The sequence below is a fragment of the Tessaracoccus pujii genome (assembly GCF_055326215.1).
In genome coordinates this window covers 272,089-290,936 of sequence record NZ_JBUZNP010000002.1, presented here as the reverse complement: position 1 = coordinate 290,936, position 18,848 = coordinate 272,089, and the positions used below count along the sequence as shown (strand labels likewise).

Below are 18,848 nucleotides of genomic sequence, written 5' to 3'. Positions count from 1 at the left end.
CATGCAGCCCTTCGCGCGCGAGCCCGATTACGTGAGCGTGCTGCGCGATGGCACCGTCAAGCAGATCAACCCGTTGACAGGGACCGAGGTGTGGACGGTGGCGGGACGCGCCGACCGGCCCCTGGGCGTCCATCCTCGGACCCCTCAGCCTCTGGATCCGGCCGCTCACGGGCGTCACTGCCCCTTCTGCCAGGCCCGCTATCTGGACACGCCGCCGGAGAAGTCCCGGGTGATCCGAACCGGCGGGCAGTGGGAGACGCTCTACCGGAACCCCGCTGAGGATCTGTTCGACACCGTCGCGGAGTTCCGCCGTGTCCCGAACCTCTTCGAGATCCTCAGCTTCGACTACTGGCACAGCAACTACGGATACGAGTTGCCGGAGCGGGTCCGCGTCCGCCGCGACGCCTACCTGGCGTCCCCAGCCGGACGGGCGCACGTGCTCGCCGTCATCGGGGCGAAGCTGCGGGCCTCCGGGCTCACGGCGGTGGAGGTGGAGGCGCTCCCCGTCGAGGAGCGGATCGCCCGCGCGAGCGGGTTCTTCGGCGGCGGCCACGACCTCATCGTGGCCCGGCGGCACTTCGTCGACGGCGCCACCGACGACTCACAGCTCGCCTCGTCTGGGACCCTCACGCCCGACGAGCACGCCCGGTTCGTGTCCTACACCGTCGAGTCGGCCAGGATGGCCTACGACATCAACCGCTACGCCCGGTACGTGGCGGTGTTCCAGAACTGGCTGAAGCCCGCCGGCGCCTCCTTCGACCACCTGCACAAGCAGTTGGTCACCATCGACGAACGCGGTGCGCAGCACGAGGCGACCCTGGCCAGGCTCCGCGACAATCAGAACCTGTTCAACGAGTCGGGCCCCAACTACGCGGCCCGCGGCAACCTCATCATCGCCGAAAGCGAGTACGCCGTCGCGTTCGCGGGCTTCGGCCACCGGTACCCGACGATCGAGATCCACTCCACCAGCGAGGAGTCGGACCCGTGGCAGCAGCGCGACGACGAGGTGCGCGGCATGTCCGACATGATCCACGCAATGCACGCGGCCACCGGCCCGGCCGTCCCGTCCAATGAGGAGTGGCACTACCGCCCGATCGACGTGACCCTGCCGATGCCGTGGCGGGTGCTGCTCAAATGGCGGGTCTCGACGGTGGCGGGCTTCGAGGGAGCGACGACGATCTACCTCAATACCATCGCACCGGCTACGCTGCGTGCCCGGGTCGTTACCGCGCTGGTCGATCTCCGTGAGCGCGGACTCATCGCTCCGGGCCTCGCCATCGGGACGGAGGCGCCCGGCCGCCCCAACCCGTTGCGGTACCGTCGCTAGGCTCCTGCCTCTGCGCTCAGGCGTCCGGCCCGCAGCCCGACCTGCCACGAAGGGACCGTCCATGTCCACCGATATGCCCCGCCCCGCCAGCCCCGGGGTCATCCCCATCCTGCTGGTGGCTGCCTTCGTCGTCATCCTGAACGAGACGACCATGAACGTCGCCCTGAGTTCGATCATGTCCGACCTCGGCATCACGGAACGCACGGCCCAGTGGCTGACCACGGCATTCATGTTGACCATGGCCGTCGTCATCCCTGTCACGGGCTGGCTGCTGGACCGGTTGCCCACGCGCCGGATGTTCGCGCTCGCCATGAGCCTGTTCAGTCTCGGCACCCTGGCGTGCGCCGTGGCGCCGAGTTTCACGTTCCTGGTGCTGGGGCGCGTGGTGCAGGCCACCGGGACCGCCATCATGATGCCCCTGCTGATGACCACCATCATGCAGCTCGTCGAGCGGGAGCATCGGGGCCGGGTGATGGGCAACGTCTCGATGGTGATCTCGGTGGCCCCCGCCGTCGGACCCACCCTGTCCGGCGTCATCCTCCAGGCGGCATCGTGGCGCGGGATCTTCTGGGTGGTGCTGCCGATCGCGCTGCTCATGCTGGTGCTGGGATATCGGCGCCTGACCGACGTCGGTGAGACCAAGGCCACTCCGCTGGACCTCGTCTCAGTACCGCTGACACTGCTCGCGTTCGGGCCGCTGGTCTACGGACTCAGCCTCGTGGGATCCGACGAGGTGGAGGTCTGGGTGCCGATGCTCGCCATCGGGATCGGCGTCGGTGGTCTGGCCGCGTTCATGGGCCGGCAGTTCGTGCTCCAGTCGCGGGACGCGGCGCTGCTGGACCTGCGAACCTTCAGCGACCCGACGTTCACGGTGGCGGTGGTGGTGATGTCGATCGCGATGATGGCGCTGTTCGGCACCATCATCATGTTGCCGCTGATCCTTCAGCGGGCATTCGGCCTGGAGCCGCTCCAGGTGGGGCTGATGCTTCTCCCGGGCGGGATCGCGATGGGGCTGTTGTCCCCGGTGGTCGGGCGGCTCTACGACCGCTACGGGCCCCGGGTGCTGGTGGTGCCCGCCAGCGTCGTCGTGATGGGCGTGTTCGCGTTCTTCGCCACCATCACGATCGCCACTCCGTGGTGGGCGATCACGCTCGGGCACGTCGTGATGAGTGTCAGTTTCGCCGCCATGTTCACGCCGCTGTTCACCGTGGCGCTCGGCTCCCTCCCGCGCGCGCTCTACTCGCACGGATCCGCCGTGGTCGGCACGGTGCAGCAGGTCGCGGGCGCCACCGGCACCGCGGTCTTCGTCACCGTCTTCGCCATGCAGTCAGCTGCTGCCGCCCCGGCCGCGGCATCCGAGGAGGAGGCCATGCTCGCCGGTGCGCGGTGGGCGTTCATGGCCGCGGGCGCCATCTGGACCGCGGCGGTCGTCGCGGGGCTGTTCCTCAAGCGGCCCGCGGACGTCGACGGGCCGGGCTTCGCGGCCCACTGACCCCCGGCGGGTGAAGCCGCACCGCTTCGCGGCCGCCACTTCTTAGGGAGGGGGCGGCGTCAGGCTTCCTCCGCCAGACGGGTCAGCTTCTCGGAGTGGGCAGCCCACCCCTCGACGGGCTCCCACAGGTTGGTGTGTCCGCTGCGCAGCCCTGCCACCCCGTCGATGCCCTCACGGAGGATGTCAGCATGGCCGGCGTGACGGGTGACGTCGCCCAGCACGTGCACCAGCACCCGGCCCAGGGTGGTGTCGCCCTTGTCACCCCACCAGGGCACACGCCCCGGCGTGTCGAGCGGCATCTCACCGATGGCCCGATCCACCACCTCACCCACCTCGCGGTAGAGGCGAACGAGGTCCACGGCCCGCTCACCGGCCGTGGCGTAGAAGTCACCGTTGGGGTCCGCGTCGTAGTCGATCACGGGGAGGGTGAGCGGGGAGGTACGCCCGAAGCAGTCGACGAAATAGCCGTGTTCGACGAGGGAGCAGTGCTTGACCAGCCCCAACAGGTTGGTGCCGGTGACGGTGCGGGGGAGGCGTAGCTCCCGCTCGCTCAGTCCTTCCACCTTCCACAGGAGTCCCTCCCGGGAGGCGCGAAGGTGGCGGAGCAGGGTCTCCTTGATGTCCATGCAGCCATTCTGCCCCCGCGACCCGGCCGCCGCGGCCTACCGACTGTCGTGGGCCGACCCTTCGGGCTAGAGGGTCAGCCCCAGCCGCTCCAGCAGTGGTGCCAGCTGCGGGTCGCGGCCGCGGAACCGGCGGTAGGTCTCCATCGGGTCCACCGACCCGCCCGGGGCCAGAAGCGTGCGCCGGAAGTGGTCTCCGGCCTCGCGCAGGGGACCGGTCTGCTCCTCGAACCACGCCACGGCGTCGGCGTCCATCACCTTCGCCCAGGCGTAGCCGTAGTAGCTGGCCGCGTAGCCGCCGCCCCAGATGTGTGCGAAGTACTGGCTGCGGTAGCGGGGCGGCACCAGGTCGTCGACGAGACCCCACCGGTCCAGGGCCGCGCGCTCGAAGGCCTCCACCTCGTCGGCCGAGGTGGGGAGCTCGTCGAGCGGGGTCATGTGCCAGGCCAGGTCGAGCAGCGACGCCAGTTCGGTCTCCGCCGTCGCGTAGCCCTGCCCGAACCGGCTGGCCTCCTCCAGCCGCGACGCCCACTCGCCCGGCAGCACGCGGCCGGGCGTCCACGCCCAGTGCTCGTTGACCTGGCTGGGGAACTCCACGAAGTCGCGTTGCGTGTTGGCGCCGGACCGGGAGGCGTACTTCGAGTTCGCCAGCAGGCCGTGCAGGGCGTGACCGAACTCGTGGAACATGGTGATCACGTCGTCCCAGCTGATCGACGTGGTGGCGCGCGTGTAGTTGCAGTTGTTGGTCACCACGGGCAGCGTCCGGTCCCGTGTGGACTGGTCCACGATGTTGCTCATCCAGGCGCCGCCCTGCTTGGTGGGGCGGGCCCAGAAGTCCATGAGGAACAGGCCGAGGGTGGAGCCGTCGGCGTCGCGCACCTCGAACGCCTGGGTCTCGGGTGCGTGCCCCACCACCCCGTCGACAGGCTGGAAGGTGATCCCGTACAGCTCGGTGGCCGCGGCGTAGACGGCATCCAGCACCTTGCCCACCTGCAGGTAGCCGCCCAGTTCGGCCTCGTCGAACGCGAACCGTTCCCGGCGCACGATCGCCTCGACGTAGCTCCAGTCCGCCGCCGTGAACTCCTGGCCCGGCGCGAGGTCCGCGTAGCGGGTCCGCAGCTCGGCGGCCTCCTCCCGAGCCTTGGCGAGCGCCGCCCGGGCGAGCGGCACCAGCATCGCCAGGATCGCCTCGGTGCTCGTCGCGGTTCCCGCCTCGGCCACGATCGCCGCGTGGTGGGGGTAGCCCAGGAGTGTGGCGCGCTCGGCGCGGGCGCGGGCGATCGCGACGACCACGGCCCGCGTGTCGAACTCCCCGGCCAGCGCGCGGGTGGTGGACGCCTCGAACAGCCGACGGCGCACCCCGGCGTCGGCCAGCTTGACCGCGAGCGGCTGCTGCGTGGTGTTGACCAGGTCGATCCGGGCGACGCCGTCGCGCCGCAGGGAAGCGCGCTCGTCGTCGGAGAGGCCCACGAGTTCCTCCTCCGTGACGACGATGCCGCCGGCGTTGCGCGCCTCCCGGTTGAGCACCTCGAACCTCGTCGACAGCTCGGCCAGGCGCCGGTTGAGCTCCCGCACCCGGGACTGGGCCTCGGTGGCGAGTTCGACGCCCGCCCGGCGGAACGCGCGGAGCAGTTCGTCGAGCGCGTAGCGGTCCTGCTCGTCGGCCTCCCCGTCGCCGCCCTCGATCCGCGACCGGAGCGCCTCCAGCCGGGCGAACAGGCCGCGGTCCAGGAAGATGGCGTCCCAGTGCTCCGCAAGCCTCGGCGACATCTCCTCGTCGATGGCATCCAGCTCCGGCGAACCGTCGGAGGAGTGCACCGCATAGAAGGCGTTGAGGGTGCGGCGAAGCGTGGCCTCGGCGTCGTCCCAGGCGCCGAGCACGTTGTCGACGGTGGGTGGAGCGTCCTCGTCGCGGAGGCGGCCCAGCGCCGCCAACTGCGCGGTCATGCCGGTTTCGAACGCCGCCCGGTAGTCGGCAGGCGTCGCCGACGCGAAGTCAGGAAGCGTGAAGGGAAGGTCGGTGGTCAGGACCGGGTTGGTGGGCACGGGCACTCCTCGTCGTCGACACCAGCAGCCAGGACACAGCCGCGGTGAGCACTGTCAACCCCACCATATGCAGTATCACGATGCCGACGGGCAGGCCGAGGAAGTACTGCGCGTAGCCGATGACGCCCTGGAGGGCGACCGTGATCAGCGTGAGCCGTGCGGCCCGCGCGGGGCGGCGTTGACCGGTTCGGCTGAACAGCCACACGCAGGCGACGACCAGTGCCACCACCAGCCACGCGGACAGGGAGTGCAGCCGTGCGACGGATTCGATGTCCGCACCGTTGCGGGGGGCCGCGGCGTCGCCGGCGTGGGGTCCCGCCCCGGTCACCACGGTGCCCACCACGATGGAGGTCATGGACGCGGCGAATGTGGCGATGACGAGCCACCGGGCGCCGGGGGCCACAGGCGTGGGCGCCGTGCCGTAGCCCACCCGCAGCGCCCACACGCACACCACGATGAGCACGATCGACAGCAGGAGGTGCGGCGCCACCCAGGACGGGTCGAGGCTGGTCAGCACGGTGATGCCGCCCACGATGGCCTGGAGGGGGATCCCCAGCCCCACGCCGAGCGTGATCCACCACAGCGTGGAGCCGCGACCGCGGTTGCGCCAGGCGGCGATGAAAGCGCCGAGCGCGGCGGCGACAAGCACGAAGGTCAGCAACCGGTTGCCGAACTCGATCACCCCGTGGATTCCGTAGGCCTCGTGCGGAACGTAGGACTCGTCGGTGCAGCGCGGCCAGGTCGGACAGCCCAGGCCGGAGCCGGTGAGGCGCACCACGGCCCCGGTGACGATGATGCCCATATTGCACACCAGGGAGATCCACAGCCAGGTGCGCAGGGCGCGTTCGCCGTCCACCAGTTTCCTCAGGACGTCCACTTGAACACCTTCCACGCGAGCGTCAGGGTTGCCGCACACCATAGTGCGGCCACCAGTAGCGGCCAGCCTAGGGCCTGGCCCTGCGCCGCTGCCCGCAGGGTCTCGCCGAGGGCGCCGGTGGGGGTCCCGGCGACGATGGGGTGCGCCCATGCCGGAAGCCGCGACACCGGGAGCAGTACGCCCATCGGCATGCCCACGAGGTAGAGCAGGTTGGCGACGGCGAGGGTGGCCTCCGGCCGCAGCGAGCCGGCGATGGCCAGGGCGAGACCCGCGAAGGCGCCCATCGAGAGCACGCCGACGGCGAGAGCGACGGCCGCTGACGCCGGCGTGAAGGTGGGATCCCATCCCAGGGCGAGCGCCACCACGGCCAGGACCGCCACCTGGCCGGCCGTGATGAGCGCGATACCCAGGCCCTTGCCCAGGAGGATGCCGGTCTTTCCCAGCGGCGTGGCGGCCATGCGCTCGAGCACGTTGTAGCGGCGCTCGAAGCCGGTGGCGATGGCCAGCGTGGTGAGGCCCGAACTCCACATCGCCAGGGCCAGCACCGAGGGGGCCGTCTCCTGGAGGCCCAGCCCCAACCGGCCGCCGAGGAACCGCCCGCCCAGCAGGATCGCCACCGGGATGACGACCGCCAGCAGGGCCTGCTCGCCGTTGCGCAGGATCAGTCCGGCCTCGGTGGTGGCGTGGGCCCAGACGCGCCGGCCGAGCGTGGCCGGCGCGGCGGCGGGGGCGAAGTCCAGGGTCATGACCGGTCTCCGGTGGTGTGGTGCAGGAAGGCGTCCTCGAGGCTGCCGTGCTCGGTGAGCTCGGTCACGGTGCCGGAGGCGGTCACCCGCCCCCGGTCGACGATGTAGACGTAATCCGCGAGGGCCTCGGCCTCGTGCATGTCGTGGGTGGTGAGGACGACGGCGACACCCGCGGCGCGCACGCGCTCCATCAGTTGCCAGGTGGCCCGTCGGCTTCGTGGATCCAGCCCGGCCGAGGGCTCGTCCAGGAACACCAGGTCCGGCCGGCCGACGAGGGCGCCGGCGAGGTTGACGGCCTGCTGCTGGCCGCCTGACAGGCGTCGGTAGGGAGTGGTGGCGAAGCCCGATATCCCGAGCAGGGAGATGAGACTCTCCACGGGCTGTGGTGATGCGTACAGGCGCGACAGGTACCGCAGCAGGCGGAGCGGGGTGATGCCGGACCAGGCGCCGGTGGCCTGCGGCATGAGGCCGATGCGGGGGAGAACCTGCGGCGATCCCGGTGCGGCCCCGAAGAGGGTGAGGGCGCCGCCTTGGGGGTGCTCCAACCCGGTGCAGCAGCGGATGAACGTGGTCTTGCCGGCCCCGTTGGGCCCGAGCAGCGCGGTGATCCGCCCGGCCTCAGCCTGCAGTGTCAGCCCGGCGAGGGCCTGGACGGGGCCGTACGACACGGTGAGGTGGCGGGCTTCGAGGACGGGCACCCGGACAGCGTAGCGCCGCGACGGCGGGACAACTCCGCGGAGACCGGGGGCCGCCGAGGTCCCAGGCCGTGAGACTTAGGGTGGCCTTCCTTGAATTGTGAAGGAGAATTGGAAAGACTGACGTAGGCTAATTCGAGGAAGGGGTGAGGCAGGTGACCATTGGTGCGCTGGAGGGAACCGATCTCCCGACCCGACGACGCGTCGTCGATCTCATCATGAACGACGGCCCCCAGACGGCCAAGCAGTTGGCCGAGCGCCTGCACCTCACCCCGGCGGCCGTGCGCAGGCACCTTGCCGTGCTGCTGGGCGACGGCACGCTGACCTCCCGCGAACAGCGCGTGTTCGGGGTGCGTGGCCGCGGGCGCCCCTCCAAGGTGTTCGCGCTGACCGACAGCGGCCGCGCCGTGTTCCGCCAGGCGTATGACGATCTGGCCATCGCGGCGCTCAGGCGCCTGGCCCAGGCCGAGGGCCCGGAGGCCGTGCGGGAGGTCGCCGAGGGTCGGGTGGCGTGCATCGAGGACCGCTTCCGCGCCGCCCGGGACGCGGACCCCGAGCGCCCCGCCATGGACCTGCTCGTCGAGGCCTTGGCCGTCGACGGATACGCCCCCTCGATCCGCCCACTGCATTCGGGCAACCAGTTGTTGCAGCATCACTGCCCGATCGCGCACGTGGCCACCGAGTTCCCGGTGCTGTGCGAGATCGAGACCGCCCTGTTCGCGCGGCTGCTCGGCACGCATGTGCAGCGGCTCGCCACCATCGCCCACGGCGACGGGGTGTGCACCACCCACGTGCCGCACCGCCTGCCCACCCCCCAGATCCCGAGAAGAAAGTGACGTCAGATATGACTCAGACTGCACCGCAGGCCCCCGGATTGGGCGCCACGCAGGACGAACACATCGAGGCCCTCTCCAAGTACCAGTGGGGATGGCACGACAGCGATTCCGCCGGCTCCACCGCCAAGCGCGGTCTCAACGAGGGCGTCGTGACGAACATCTCCGGGTTGAAGAACGAGCCCGAGTGGATGCGCGACCTCCGCCTGAAGGGACTCAAGCTGTTCGAGAAGAAGCCCATGCCCACCTGGGGTGCGGACCTCAGCGGCATCGACTTCGACAACATCAAGTACTTCGTGCGCTCCACGGAGAAGCAGGCCCAGACCTGGGAGGACCTGCCCGACGACATCAAGAACACCTACGACAGGCTCGGCATCCCGGAGGCTGAGAAGGCGCGCCTGGTCTCCGGTGTCGCGGCCCAGTACGAGTCCGAGGTGGTCTACCACAAGATCAACGAGGAGCTCGAACGGCAGGGGGTCATCTTCCTGGACACCGACACCGCGCTCAAGGAGTACCCGGAGATGTTCCAGGAGTACTTCAGCACGGTGATCCCGGTCGGGGACAACAAGTTCGCCTCGCTCAACACGGCCGTGTGGTCCGGTGGCTCGTTCATTTACGTGCCCAAGGGCGTCCACGTCACCATCCCGCTGCAGGCCTACTTCCGGATCAACACCGAGAACATGGGCCAGTTCGAGCGGACGCTCATCATCGTCGACGAGGGTGCCTACGTGCACTACGTCGAGGGCTGCACCGCCCCGATCTACTCCTCGGATTCGCTGCACTCGGCCGTGGTCGAGATCATCGTGAAGAAGAACGCGCGCTGCCGTTACACCACCATCCAGAACTGGTCCACCAACGTGTACAACCTGGTGACCAAGCGCGCCGTCTGCGAAGAGGGCGCCACCATGGAGTGGATCGACGGCAACATCGGCTCCAAGGTCACCATGAAGTACCCGGCCGTCTACCTGATGGGTGAGCACTCCCGCGGCGAGACGCTCTCCATCGCGTTCGCCGGTCCTGGGCAGCACCAGGACGCCGGCTCGAAGATGGTGCACTGCGCACCCCACACCTCGAGCTCCATCATCTCCAAGTCGGTGGCCCGGGGCGGCGGACGCTCCTCCTACCGGGGCCTGGTGAAGGTTGAGCCGGGGGCGTCGCACTCCGCGTCGTCGGTGAAGTGCGACGCGCTGCTGGTGGACAACATCTCCCGCTCGGACACCTACCCCTACGTCGACGTCCGCGAGGACGACGTCTCGATGGCCCACGAGGCCACCGTGTCGAAGGTGTCCGAGGACCAGCTGTTCTACCTCATGAGCCGCGGGATGGGCGAGGACGAGGCCATGGCGATGATCGTGCGCGGTTTCGTCGAGCCCATCGCCCGCGAGCTGCCCATGGAGTACGCGCTGGAGCTCAACCGCCTGATCGAACTGCAGATGGAAGGCGCGGTCGGCTGAGGCCCGGCCATTCCTCCCCACCCACCTGTGATGAAAGTGAATTCTGACGTGAGTACTGCAACCATGCCCGACGCCGCACTGAACGTGGCGGGCGCCATCGAGACCATCGAGTCCCACCTGCACCCGGAGCCCAGCTTCGACGTGGCCAGGCACCCCATGCCCACGGGCCGCGAGGAGATCTGGCGGTTCTCGCCGCTCAAGGCGCTCCGCCCTCTCCTGCAGGAGGGCGCCGTGCTCGGCGGACTCGATTGGGCCGGCGACCTCCCGCCCGGCGTCGAGCTGCGCAGGGTGACGCCCGCAGAGGCCCGCGAACTGGCCGTCGAGCCCCCGGTGGACAGGCTGTCCGCCATCGCCGCCCAGCGCACCGCCGAGGCGGTCCACATGGTCGTCGCGGCGGAGTCCGTCATCGACGAGCCCATCGTGCTCACCGCCACCGGCACAGGCCAGCACGCGGCGGAATCCTTCGTCGTGGAGTTCGGCCGCCACTCCCGGGCCACCCTGGTGCTGCACTTCGAGGGGTCGGCCCAGTACGCGGCCAAGTACGACTTCCGCGTCGCAGACGGCGCCGAGATCAACCTGGTCTACGTCAACGACTGGGCCGAGGACGCCGTCCACGGCGCGCAGATCTCGGTGCAGGTGGGCCGCGACGCCCGGGTCCGCACCATCCATGCGTCCCTCGGAGGCAAGGCCATCCGGATCGCCGAACGCGCCAGCTTCGCGGGGCCAGGCGGGGCGATCGAGCAGTTCGGCCTCTACTTCGTCAACGGCGGCCAACACGTCGAGCACCGCATGTTCGTCGATCACAACGAGCCGCACACGAAGAGCAACGTTGACTACCGCGGCGCACTCCAGGGCAAGGGCGCGCATTCGGTGTGGATCGGCGACGTGCTGATCCGCAAGGTCGCCAAGCAGATCGAGACCTACGAGTCCAACAAGAACCTGGTCCTGACCGACGGCTGCCAGGCCGACTCGGTGCCGAACCTCGAGATCGAGACCGGCGAGATCGCGGGCGCCGGGCACTCGTCGACCACCGGCCGCTTTGACGACAACCAGCTGTTCTACCTCAACAGCCGCGGAATCCCGGAGGACGAGGCGCGCCGCCTCATCGTGCACGGCTTCTTCAACGAGATCATCCGCCGCATCGGCGTGTCGGCGATCGAGCAGCGGCTGCTGGCCCAGGTGGAGCGGGAGCTGGAGTTGGTCCACGGCAGCACCGCGACGAAGGCGCACGAATGAGTTTCGTCACCGTCGCCCAGGTCGCGCAGCTGGATCAGGACAAGCCGTTGGCGGTGGACGTCGACGACGAGCTGACCGTCGCCCTGGTGCTGCACGACACCAAGGTGTACGCCATCGAGAACGAGTGCAGCCACGGCAAGGTCGCGCTCAGCGACGGTGACGTCGTGGGCGGGACCATCGAGTGCTACCTGCACGGTTCCACCTTCGACCTGGCCACCGGCCGCCCGCTCAACCTCCCCGCCACCGCACCCGTCCGGGTGTTCGCGTGCCGCATCGAGGGTGACGACGTCCAGATCGACGTCGACGCTCCCGCCACCTACTGACGCACGGGGGCCAGCCCCCACCGACCCCCCACCTCGATTCACTCAGGAGAACCAGCAACCATGTCCACTCTTGTCATCTCAGACCTGCACGTCGACGTCATCACCGAGGAGGGCAACAAGCCCATCCTCAAGGGCGTCAACCTCACCGTGAGGCCGGGTGAGATCCACGCCATCATGGGCCCGAACGGCTCGGGCAAGTCCACGCTCGCCTACGCCATCGCCGGCCACCCGAAGTACGTCATCACGCAGGGTTCGGTGACCCTGGACGGTATCGAGCTCACCGCACTGAAGGTTGACGAGCGTGCCCGCGCCGGCCTGTTCCTGGCCATGCAGTACCCGGTGGAGGTGCCGGGCGTGTCCGTCGCGAATTTCCTGCGCACCGCCAAGACCGCCCTCGACGGTGCGGCCCCGAAGGTCCGCACCTGGGTCAAGGAGGTGGAGGGCGCCCTCGGGCGGATGCAGCTGGACAAGACCTTCTCCGCGCGCTCCGTCAACGAGGGATTCTCCGGTGGCGAGAAGAAGCGCCACGAGATCACCCAGCTCGAGCTGCTCAACCCCAAGGCGGCCATCCTCGACGAGACCGACTCCGGCCTCGACATCGACGCGCTCAAGATCGTCTCCGAGGGAGTCAACCGCTACTCCGAGCAGGGTGACCGCGCGGTGATCCTCATCACGCACTACACCCGCATCCTGCGCTACATCGAACCCACCTTCGTGCACGTGTTCGTCGACGGCCGCATCGTCGCCGAGGGCGGCAAGGAGCTGGCCGACGACCTCGAGGCCACCGGTTACGAGGCCTACGTGAAGGCGTCCGCGGCGGCATGATGCGGTCGGGAGCGGTGGTGGACGGGTCCCTGTGGTCGGGTGCGGGCTGCCCGACGGGGGCCGGCACGCCGTCAAGGCGGCGTGCCTTGCCCAGCGCCCGACCTACCGCGACCGGCCCCCTTCGCTGGCCCAAACCGACCACTGGGCCGTTTCTCCGCTCACATTCGACGCTCACAGACTTGGTGACCACTCATGTTGACTGAACAGATCCGCGGGGACTTCCCGATCCTGCAGCGCGGGGTGGGGGAGTGGCCCCTGGTCTACCTGGACTCGGCCAACACGTCGCAGAAGCCTCGTCAGGTCGTCGACGCGATCGCCGAGCACTACCTGCAGCACAACGCCAACGTGGCGCGCGCCATGCACCTGCTCGGCGCGGAGGCCACGGAGGCGTTCGAGGGTGCCCGATCCAAGGTGGCCGGCTTCATCAACGCCGCGCGTCCCGAGGAGGTCGTGTTCACCAAGAACGCGTCGGAGGCGCTGAATCTCGCGGCGCACACGCTGGGCTCGCGGCTGAAGCCCGGCGACGAGGTGGTGATCTCGGTGATGGAGCACCACTCCAACATCGTGCCGTGGCAGATGGCCTGCCAGCGCAGTGGCGCCACCCTCCGGTGGTTCGACGTGACCGACGAGGGCCGCCTGGACCTGGAAGGCGCCGTCGGCGAGGACCTGATCAACGAGCGCACCAGGGTGGTCTCGCTGACGTGGGTCTCCAACGTCCTCGGGACGAAGAACCCGATTGCGGAGATCGCGGCCCAGGCGCACGCCGTCGGCGCGGTCATGGTGGTGGACGCCTCCCAGGGCGTGCCGCACCAGACCACGGATGTCGCCGCGCTGGGGGCGGACCTGGTGGCGTTCACCGGGCACAAGATGTGTGGCCCCACGGGCATCGGCGTGCTCTGGGGGCGCTACGACCTCCTCGCCGAGCTGCCGCCGTACATGGGTGGCGGCGAGATGATCGAGGTGGTGGAGATGAGCCACTCGACGTACGCTCCGCCGCCGCACCGCTTCGAGGCCGGCACCCCGCCGATCGCGCAGGCCGTGGGGTTGGGTGCTGCCGTCGACTACCTCACAGGCATCGGCATGGAGGCCATCGCGGCGCACGAGCAGGAGCTGACGGAGTACGCGCTGGCGAAGCTCACCGGCATCGAGGGCCTCGTTCTCCTCGGCCCGTGGACAGCCGTGGACCGCGGCAGCGCGATCTCCTTCAACATCACCGACGTGCATCCCCACGACGTGATGCAGGTGCTCGACTCACGCGGCGTCGCCATCCGGGGCGGTCACCACTGCGCCCGCCCCCTGCACAAGCGGCTCGGGCACCAGAGCTCCACCCGGGCATCGTCGTACCTGTACACGACACGCTCTGAGATCGACGCGCTGGCCGACGCGCTCGTGTTCACCCGCAACTATTTCGCCCCGCGATTCGGAGGTTGACCCGTGAATATCGACGAGCTGTACCAGACGATCATCCTCGATCACTACCGCGAGAAGCACCACTCCGGGCTCCGCGAGCCCTACGAGGTGCAGGTGCACCACGTGAACCCGTCCTGCGGCGACGAGCTCACGCTGCGGGTGCACCTCGACGGCGACACCATCCGTGATATCTCGTACAAGGGGGAGGGCTGCTCCATCTCGCAGGCCTCCACCTCGGTGATGACGGACCTGCTGATCGGCGACTCGACGGCCCACGCGCTGGACCTCCACGACAAGTTCCTGGAGATGATGCAGAGCCAGGGCCGCATCGAGCCCGACGAGGAGGTGTTCGAGGACGCCATCGCGTTCGCCGGCGTCTCCAAGTTCCCGGCCCGAGTGAAGTGCGCGCTGCTCGGCTGGTCCGCCGTCCGCGACGCGACGCTGCAGGCCACCTCCCACAACCCCGCCGGCTGATCCGCCCAACCCCCGGCGAACACGCCTGGACAACTCTCGAAGGAGCACCTCATGTACACCCCAGAACAGCGGCCCAGCGACCTCGTCAAGGACGAGCTGCCCCACGTCGACCTCTCCCAACCCGCCGCCCCGGCGAGCGCACTGCCCACCGAGGACGAGATCCTCGAGGCGATGAAGGACGTCGTCGACCCCGAACTGATGGTCAACGTCGTCGACCTCGGCCTGGTCTACGGCGTCCAGGTCGACGAGTACGGCAACGCGACCATCGACATGACGCTCACGTCGCCCACCTGCCCGCTCACGGACAAGATCGAGTACGACACGAAGTACGTCCTCGAAGGCCTGGTCGCCTCGGCGACGATCAACTGGGTGTGGCTGCCGCCGTGGAGCCTCGAGGCGATCACCGAGGACGGCCGCGAACAGTTGCGCGCCATCGGCTACAACCTCTGAGTGGTCCGGGCCCTTCTCCCGCCTGGCGGGGTGGTGCCGTGCTGCCAATTCCCCAGGTTCTTCGGTGTCCAGACACCCCCGAAGTGAGCTACTACGTCGCGTAGTGTCACGGTAAGGGCGTCGCCGCCCCCGCTTCCGAAAGGGGGATCCACGCATGATCAAGAGGTTGTCGGCTGCACTGATCGGCTGGGCCATTGTTCTGGGTGGGGCGCAACAGGGGTGGGCGTCGCCGCCGTCAGAGGACACTTCGACAATCGGGTTGGATGGTGACGGCGGTCCGCGGCGGACAGATGATCCGGCTCCGCCACCCGAGGTCGAGGAGATTCTGGCCTCCCGTCGCGTCGCGCGCGACGCCGCGCTGCGACGCTTTGACGTCACTCCACAGGGAGTGGTGGCCAGTGAGTTGAGCAGTGCAGTCATCTGTGACAGCACTGAACGGGGACGTTCCGACCTACAGCTCCTATATGGTCAACAACTGGCAGCCTCAGCAGTGCTCCAATTGGTGCGGGCCCGCGTCGATGCGCATGGCGCTGAGCCACATGAGTGTCGTGAAGACACAATCCGAACTGGCCGCGTCGGTGGGGATCACATGCGGCGGAACCGGCACCTATCTCGGGACGATGCATTCGGTCCTGAATGGAATCGGGGGCGCGGCTTCGCGTGGGACATCCAGTGGCTGCCCTACACCCCGACATCCGCCGACAAGTCGACATATGTGGGGCGGCTCTATGTGAGCATCCTCGGACTGACGGGATCGGGACGACGTTATCCACTGATCGGAAACATGTACATGGTGTCAGGTGGGCCCCATGCCCCTGGCTACAGCGAGACGAAGACGTACAAACAGCATGTGGAAATCAGCGGCTTCAAGGACTACGGCGCCACGTCCCATGTGCGGGATCCCGCGAGTGGAATGTCAGGATTCGAGGCAGTGCCCTCGAAATACCATATCGATTCCAATAAACTCGTGACAATCCTGGGCGCTCGTGGGCTACCTCTACTGAGTGCGCTATGGAACGAGGACTCGGGCTCGGCATGTGGCTGGCCCTATTCAGCATTCTGTTGACGAGTTGCTCAGGGATTCCGCGAGGCATGTCATCGTCGGATCCGCCGAATGTCACCCCCACGCATCCTGCTCTCGTGACACTTGGCCCCCGGCAGTCTTCCGCCCTGTATTCCGAGGATCCGGTGCTCGCGACGTGCCTGGTCGACGCTCTGGTGCAGCCTGAGGATTTCAGGCGCGACTCGGACGTTGTTTATCGCGATGAGGCACTGGTGTTGCGGCACCCGGCGATGAGGCTCGTGTGGGAGATGAATGGTGACTCTGGTCTCCTTTACGAGAGTGAACCACTGCCGAGGCCGGACCCGGACGGCTGGAATGGTGATCGTGTGAATGGACCGCCGCAGGTGAGCGATCGCTACGTCGTCTTCTACACGAATGACACACCCGAGGTTGCGTCCCCGTGGCAGATCTGGGCCTGGGACAGGCTTCACCCGCATGAGCCGCCCTGGGAGATCGGGGCGCTACCTGATGGCACGGAGATGAGTGGATTCGTCTCTCCGCAGCTCCGGGGCTCGCAGGTCGTCTGGAGCCAGCCCTCGAAGGACCACCCAGGCGAGATCGTGCTGTACGACCTCGATAAGCGACTCGGTCGAGTTCTCGCGGCGGGCGTGGTGTACGCCCCCCAGCTCTTGGATGATCACACCGTTGTGTGGCAGGCGCTCCACCCCGCACGCGAGTATTTCACCACGCTCACGGGTGTTGATCTCTCCACGGGCGCGAGCTGGTCTATTCCGCATGAGTTGGCCGATATCGACATGGGCTATTCGGGATATGTTGCGACTGGTGGACTCTACGTGCTGACCCGTGATCCGGGCGACGGGGGCGCATCCGGTACCTATGGTCTCGTGATCTGGCGCCCTGGATGGCCGGCTGCGATCGAAATCGAGGCAACCGAGCAGAGCGCGTTCCTCAGTGGCGCGTCACAGCTAGTCCAGGACGATCTGTTCACGTACCTGGTCTGGGAAGGTGACTACTACACCGTGCGGGTGATCAACACGAGAACCGGCGTGATTCACGAGGTATATCGGGATTGGGCCGTGCCGCGTTTCGTTGGCGGCTCGCTGCGCCTAATGCGTCTGCTCGACCGAGAGACTTTGGCCACCGGCAGTGTGGAGATTCCGGCATCCGAGTTCGACTCAACAGTGTGCGGCTGACACGTGGTTCTTCGTCATAGTTATACGCGTGGTGACTACCCTGGGCGGATCGTGGCTACCTGTATTGAGCGCGCTGCGGCACGCGTCAGGTCCGAGGCGCCGGTCTCCTGACACTGCTTGTGGCGTTGTCTGCGTGCCAATCGGGTGAACTTCCTGGGCCAGGTCAGGGGTGCGTGGCCTCGAAACCGCGGGGGAATCTCACCCTCACGTGCCACCAGCCGCCGTCACGATCCAGGGTGCATGTCCCCCGGAGCAGGCCGTCGCGCTCCTCGATGCCGATGAGGCCCAGCCTTCGTGGGTTGACCTTCCTGGCGAGCGTGCGGTTGCTGAGCACGGCCAGGAGGTCGCCGCCGTCGTCGGTGACGGAGAGCTGGCACAGCGTTCCGGCGGGGGCGTGCTTGAACATGTTGGTGGTGGCCTCGACGGTGACCTTCGTCAGCGTCGCGGCACGGGCCGGGCTGAGGGGCCCCACGCGCACCTCGGTGGCTGCCATGAAACCGTGTGCGCGCAGGCGCTCTGCCTGCTCCTCCACGGCGGCCTCGAGCGTGTCCGCATCCGCGAAGGGACCGACGAACGACGGCGAGGCGCCGTCCTCATGCTCGCGCAGCGGCGACAGCAGTTGCCGGCGGTCGTGCGCGGACGAGGAACACTCGTCGGCGATCACGGCGAGCTCCTCGGGGATGGGGGGTGACGCGTCCGGGTGCATGGCGAGCACGTGCGCGCGCATCGCGGCGTGCGAAAACGTCTGTGCGACGGTGTCGTGCAGGTCCCTGGTTGATCCGACGGTGACGTTAGGCCCCCACGAGGAACACCTCGCCCACGATCAGGACGCAACGGCGCAGCCGCGGAGGAACCGGGCACGTTGGTCGACTCCCCGATCAACTTTCGGGCATCGCCAGGAGCCCGGAACGGCTGACGGCCGCCCGGAACCGCACTAGCCTCGGGGGCAGGACCCTTGCACCGACCCGGGGAGGCGACGATGCCCACGTTCATGACCGCCGATGGCCTCAGCCTGCACTACACCGACAGCGGGGGCGGCGGCCGTCCGCTCGTCCTGGTCCATGGCTGGCCGCTGTCCGGGGAGGCCTTCTCCGGCAACACGGCGGCCTTCGTCGCGGCCGGGCACCGAGTGATCACCTACGACCGTCGCGGCTTCGGCGCCTCCGACAAGCCGGAGGGCGGCTTCGGCTACGACGTGCTCACCGATGACCTCGCCGCCCTCATCCAGCACCTGGACCTGCGCGACGCCGTCCTGCTCGGATTCTCGATGGGAGGCGGGGAGGTGGCCCGCTACTTCACGCGCCACAGCCACGAGAGGATCGCCGGAGCAATCTTCTCGGGCTCTATCACGCCCGCGCTCTGCATCACGGAGGACAACCCTGACGGCGCCATGCCGATCGACGGGTTCCAGGGCATGGCCGATCAGTGCGCCCAGGACCGGGACACGTTCCTCGACCAGTTCATCACCTGGTTCTACAGCACCGCCGACGGCGGGCTGCAGGTGGACGAGGGCACCCGCCTCCGGGCGCTGGCCATCGCGAAGCAGTCTGACCCGCGCGCCGCCGTAGAGACGATCCTGCTGTGGGCAACGGACCTGCGCGACGATTGTCGAGCCATCGACGTCCCCACCCTTGTCATCCACGGCGACGGCGACATCAACGTGCCGCTGGAGAAGTCCAGCCGCCGCATGGGCGAGTTCGTGCCGGGCTCCGAACTCGTGGTCCTCGAGGGGGCTCCGCACGGCGCCAACGATTCCCACGCCGCCCTCTGGCAGGGTGCCGTCCTGGACTTCCTGGCTCGCCTGTAAGGGCGCAGGGGCC

The 18,848-nt window shown here is 68.4% G+C and carries 19 protein-coding genes; 13 read left to right on the top strand and 6 right to left on the bottom strand.

Features of this window, described 5'->3' with window-relative positions:
- Position 1: 1 nt before the first annotated feature.
- Both ACZK5N_RS03415 and ACZK5N_RS03410 read left to right on the top strand, forming a co-directional pair.
- Entirely contained in the window at positions 2 to 1,327 is a 1,326-nt protein-coding gene (locus ACZK5N_RS03415; RefSeq protein ID WP_459020084.1) for a DUF4921 family protein, read from the top strand.
- Positions 1,328 to 1,388: 61 nt separating this feature from the next.
- A complete protein-coding gene (locus tag ACZK5N_RS03410; RefSeq protein WP_459020083.1) occupies positions 1,389 to 2,819 on the top strand; it encodes an MDR family MFS transporter in 1,431 nt (476 codons plus the stop codon).
- Positions 2,820 to 2,878: 59 nt separating this feature from the next.
- On the opposite strand, the gene ACZK5N_RS03405 is transcribed toward ACZK5N_RS03410, so the two are convergent.
- The 5 genes from ACZK5N_RS03405 to ACZK5N_RS03385 form a co-directional block, all read right to left on the bottom strand.
- Positions 2,879 to 3,445: a DinB family protein gene (locus tag ACZK5N_RS03405; RefSeq protein WP_459020082.1), complete on the bottom strand. Its 567-nt coding sequence runs from the start codon at positions 3,443 to 3,445 to the stop codon at positions 2,879 to 2,881.
- Positions 3,446 to 3,511: 66 nt separating this feature from the next.
- On the bottom strand, positions 3,512 to 5,488 hold the full coding sequence (locus ACZK5N_RS03400) for a M3 family metallopeptidase (protein ID WP_459020081.1): 1,977 nt from the start codon (positions 5,486 to 5,488) through the stop codon (positions 3,512 to 3,514).
- On the bottom strand, positions 5,439 to 6,365 hold the full coding sequence (locus tag ACZK5N_RS03395) for a COX15/CtaA family protein (protein WP_459020080.1): 927 nt from the start codon (positions 6,363 to 6,365) through the stop codon (positions 5,439 to 5,441). Before ACZK5N_RS03395 ends, ACZK5N_RS03400 begins: the two co-directional genes overlap by 50 nt.
- The gene (locus ACZK5N_RS03390; RefSeq protein WP_459020079.1) at positions 6,353 to 7,111 is read right to left on the bottom strand and encodes an ABC transporter permease; all 759 of its coding nucleotides are present in this window, start codon (positions 7,109 to 7,111) and stop codon (positions 6,353 to 6,355) included. The genes ACZK5N_RS03395 and ACZK5N_RS03390 overlap by 13 nt, the downstream gene beginning before the upstream one ends.
- Positions 7,108 to 7,809, bottom strand: a complete 702-nt coding sequence (locus ACZK5N_RS03385; RefSeq protein ID WP_459020078.1) for an ABC transporter ATP-binding protein — start codon at positions 7,807 to 7,809, stop codon at positions 7,108 to 7,110. Before ACZK5N_RS03385 ends, ACZK5N_RS03390 begins: the two co-directional genes overlap by 4 nt.
- Before the next feature lie 215 nt (positions 7,810 to 8,024).
- Here ACZK5N_RS03385 and ACZK5N_RS03380 point away from each other — a divergent pair, with 215 nt between their 5' ends.
- The 10 genes from ACZK5N_RS03380 (at position 8,025) to ACZK5N_RS03335 (ending at position 17,028) form a co-directional block, all read left to right on the top strand.
- Positions 8,025 to 8,642, top strand: coding sequence for a helix-turn-helix transcriptional regulator (locus ACZK5N_RS03380; protein ID WP_459020407.1), 618 nt, complete (start codon positions 8,025 to 8,027; stop codon positions 8,640 to 8,642).
- 8 nt (positions 8,643 to 8,650) lie between these two features.
- The gene (gene sufB, locus ACZK5N_RS03375) at positions 8,651 to 10,093 is read left to right on the top strand and encodes a Fe-S cluster assembly protein SufB (RefSeq protein WP_459020077.1); all 1,443 of its coding nucleotides are present in this window, start codon (positions 8,651 to 8,653) and stop codon (positions 10,091 to 10,093) included.
- Positions 10,094 to 10,141: 48 nt separating this feature from the next.
- Entirely contained in the window at positions 10,142 to 11,329 is a 1,188-nt protein-coding gene (sufD, locus tag ACZK5N_RS03370; RefSeq protein WP_459020076.1) for a Fe-S cluster assembly protein SufD, read from the top strand.
- On the top strand, positions 11,326 to 11,652 hold the full coding sequence (locus ACZK5N_RS03365) for a Rieske (2Fe-2S) protein (protein WP_459020075.1): 327 nt from the start codon (positions 11,326 to 11,328) through the stop codon (positions 11,650 to 11,652). The genes sufD and ACZK5N_RS03365 overlap by 4 nt, the downstream gene beginning before the upstream one ends.
- 60 nt (positions 11,653 to 11,712) lie before the next feature.
- A complete protein-coding gene (gene sufC / locus ACZK5N_RS03360; RefSeq protein WP_459020074.1) occupies positions 11,713 to 12,477 on the top strand; it encodes a Fe-S cluster assembly ATPase SufC in 765 nt (254 codons plus the stop codon).
- A gap of 192 nt (positions 12,478 to 12,669) precedes the next feature.
- The gene (locus ACZK5N_RS03355) at positions 12,670 to 13,908 is read left to right on the top strand and encodes a cysteine desulfurase (RefSeq protein ID WP_459020073.1); all 1,239 of its coding nucleotides are present in this window, start codon (positions 12,670 to 12,672) and stop codon (positions 13,906 to 13,908) included.
- A gap of 3 nt (positions 13,909 to 13,911) precedes the next feature.
- Complete coding sequence (gene sufU / locus ACZK5N_RS03350; RefSeq protein WP_459020072.1) at positions 13,912 to 14,361, top strand: Fe-S cluster assembly sulfur transfer protein SufU; 450 nt, start codon at positions 13,912 to 13,914, stop codon at positions 14,359 to 14,361.
- A 51-nt stretch (positions 14,362 to 14,412) separates the two neighbouring features.
- Positions 14,413 to 14,811, top strand: coding sequence for a metal-sulfur cluster assembly factor (locus ACZK5N_RS03345; protein ID WP_459020071.1), 399 nt, complete (start codon positions 14,413 to 14,415; stop codon positions 14,809 to 14,811).
- A 154-nt stretch (positions 14,812 to 14,965) separates the two neighbouring features.
- The gene (locus tag ACZK5N_RS03340; protein WP_459020070.1) at positions 14,966 to 15,877 is read left to right on the top strand and encodes a hypothetical protein; all 912 of its coding nucleotides are present in this window, start codon (positions 14,966 to 14,968) and stop codon (positions 15,875 to 15,877) included.
- A 74-nt stretch (positions 15,878 to 15,951) separates the two neighbouring features.
- Positions 15,952 to 17,028 (top strand): hypothetical protein, encoded by a 1,077-nt coding sequence (locus ACZK5N_RS03335; RefSeq protein WP_459020069.1) that lies wholly within the window; start codon positions 15,952 to 15,954, stop codon positions 17,026 to 17,028.
- Between the two features lie 163 nt (positions 17,029 to 17,191).
- Here ACZK5N_RS03335 and ACZK5N_RS03330 read toward each other — a convergent pair whose 3' ends face one another.
- Complete coding sequence (locus ACZK5N_RS03330; RefSeq protein ID WP_459020406.1) at positions 17,192 to 17,794, bottom strand: sensor histidine kinase; 603 nt, start codon at positions 17,792 to 17,794, stop codon at positions 17,192 to 17,194.
- Positions 17,795 to 18,007: 213 nt separating this feature from the next.
- Between ACZK5N_RS03330 and ACZK5N_RS03325 the strand changes: the two genes are divergently transcribed.
- Positions 18,008 to 18,835, top strand: a complete 828-nt coding sequence (locus tag ACZK5N_RS03325; RefSeq protein ID WP_459020068.1) for an alpha/beta fold hydrolase — start codon at positions 18,008 to 18,010, stop codon at positions 18,833 to 18,835.
- Positions 18,836 to 18,848 lie beyond the last annotated feature (13 nt).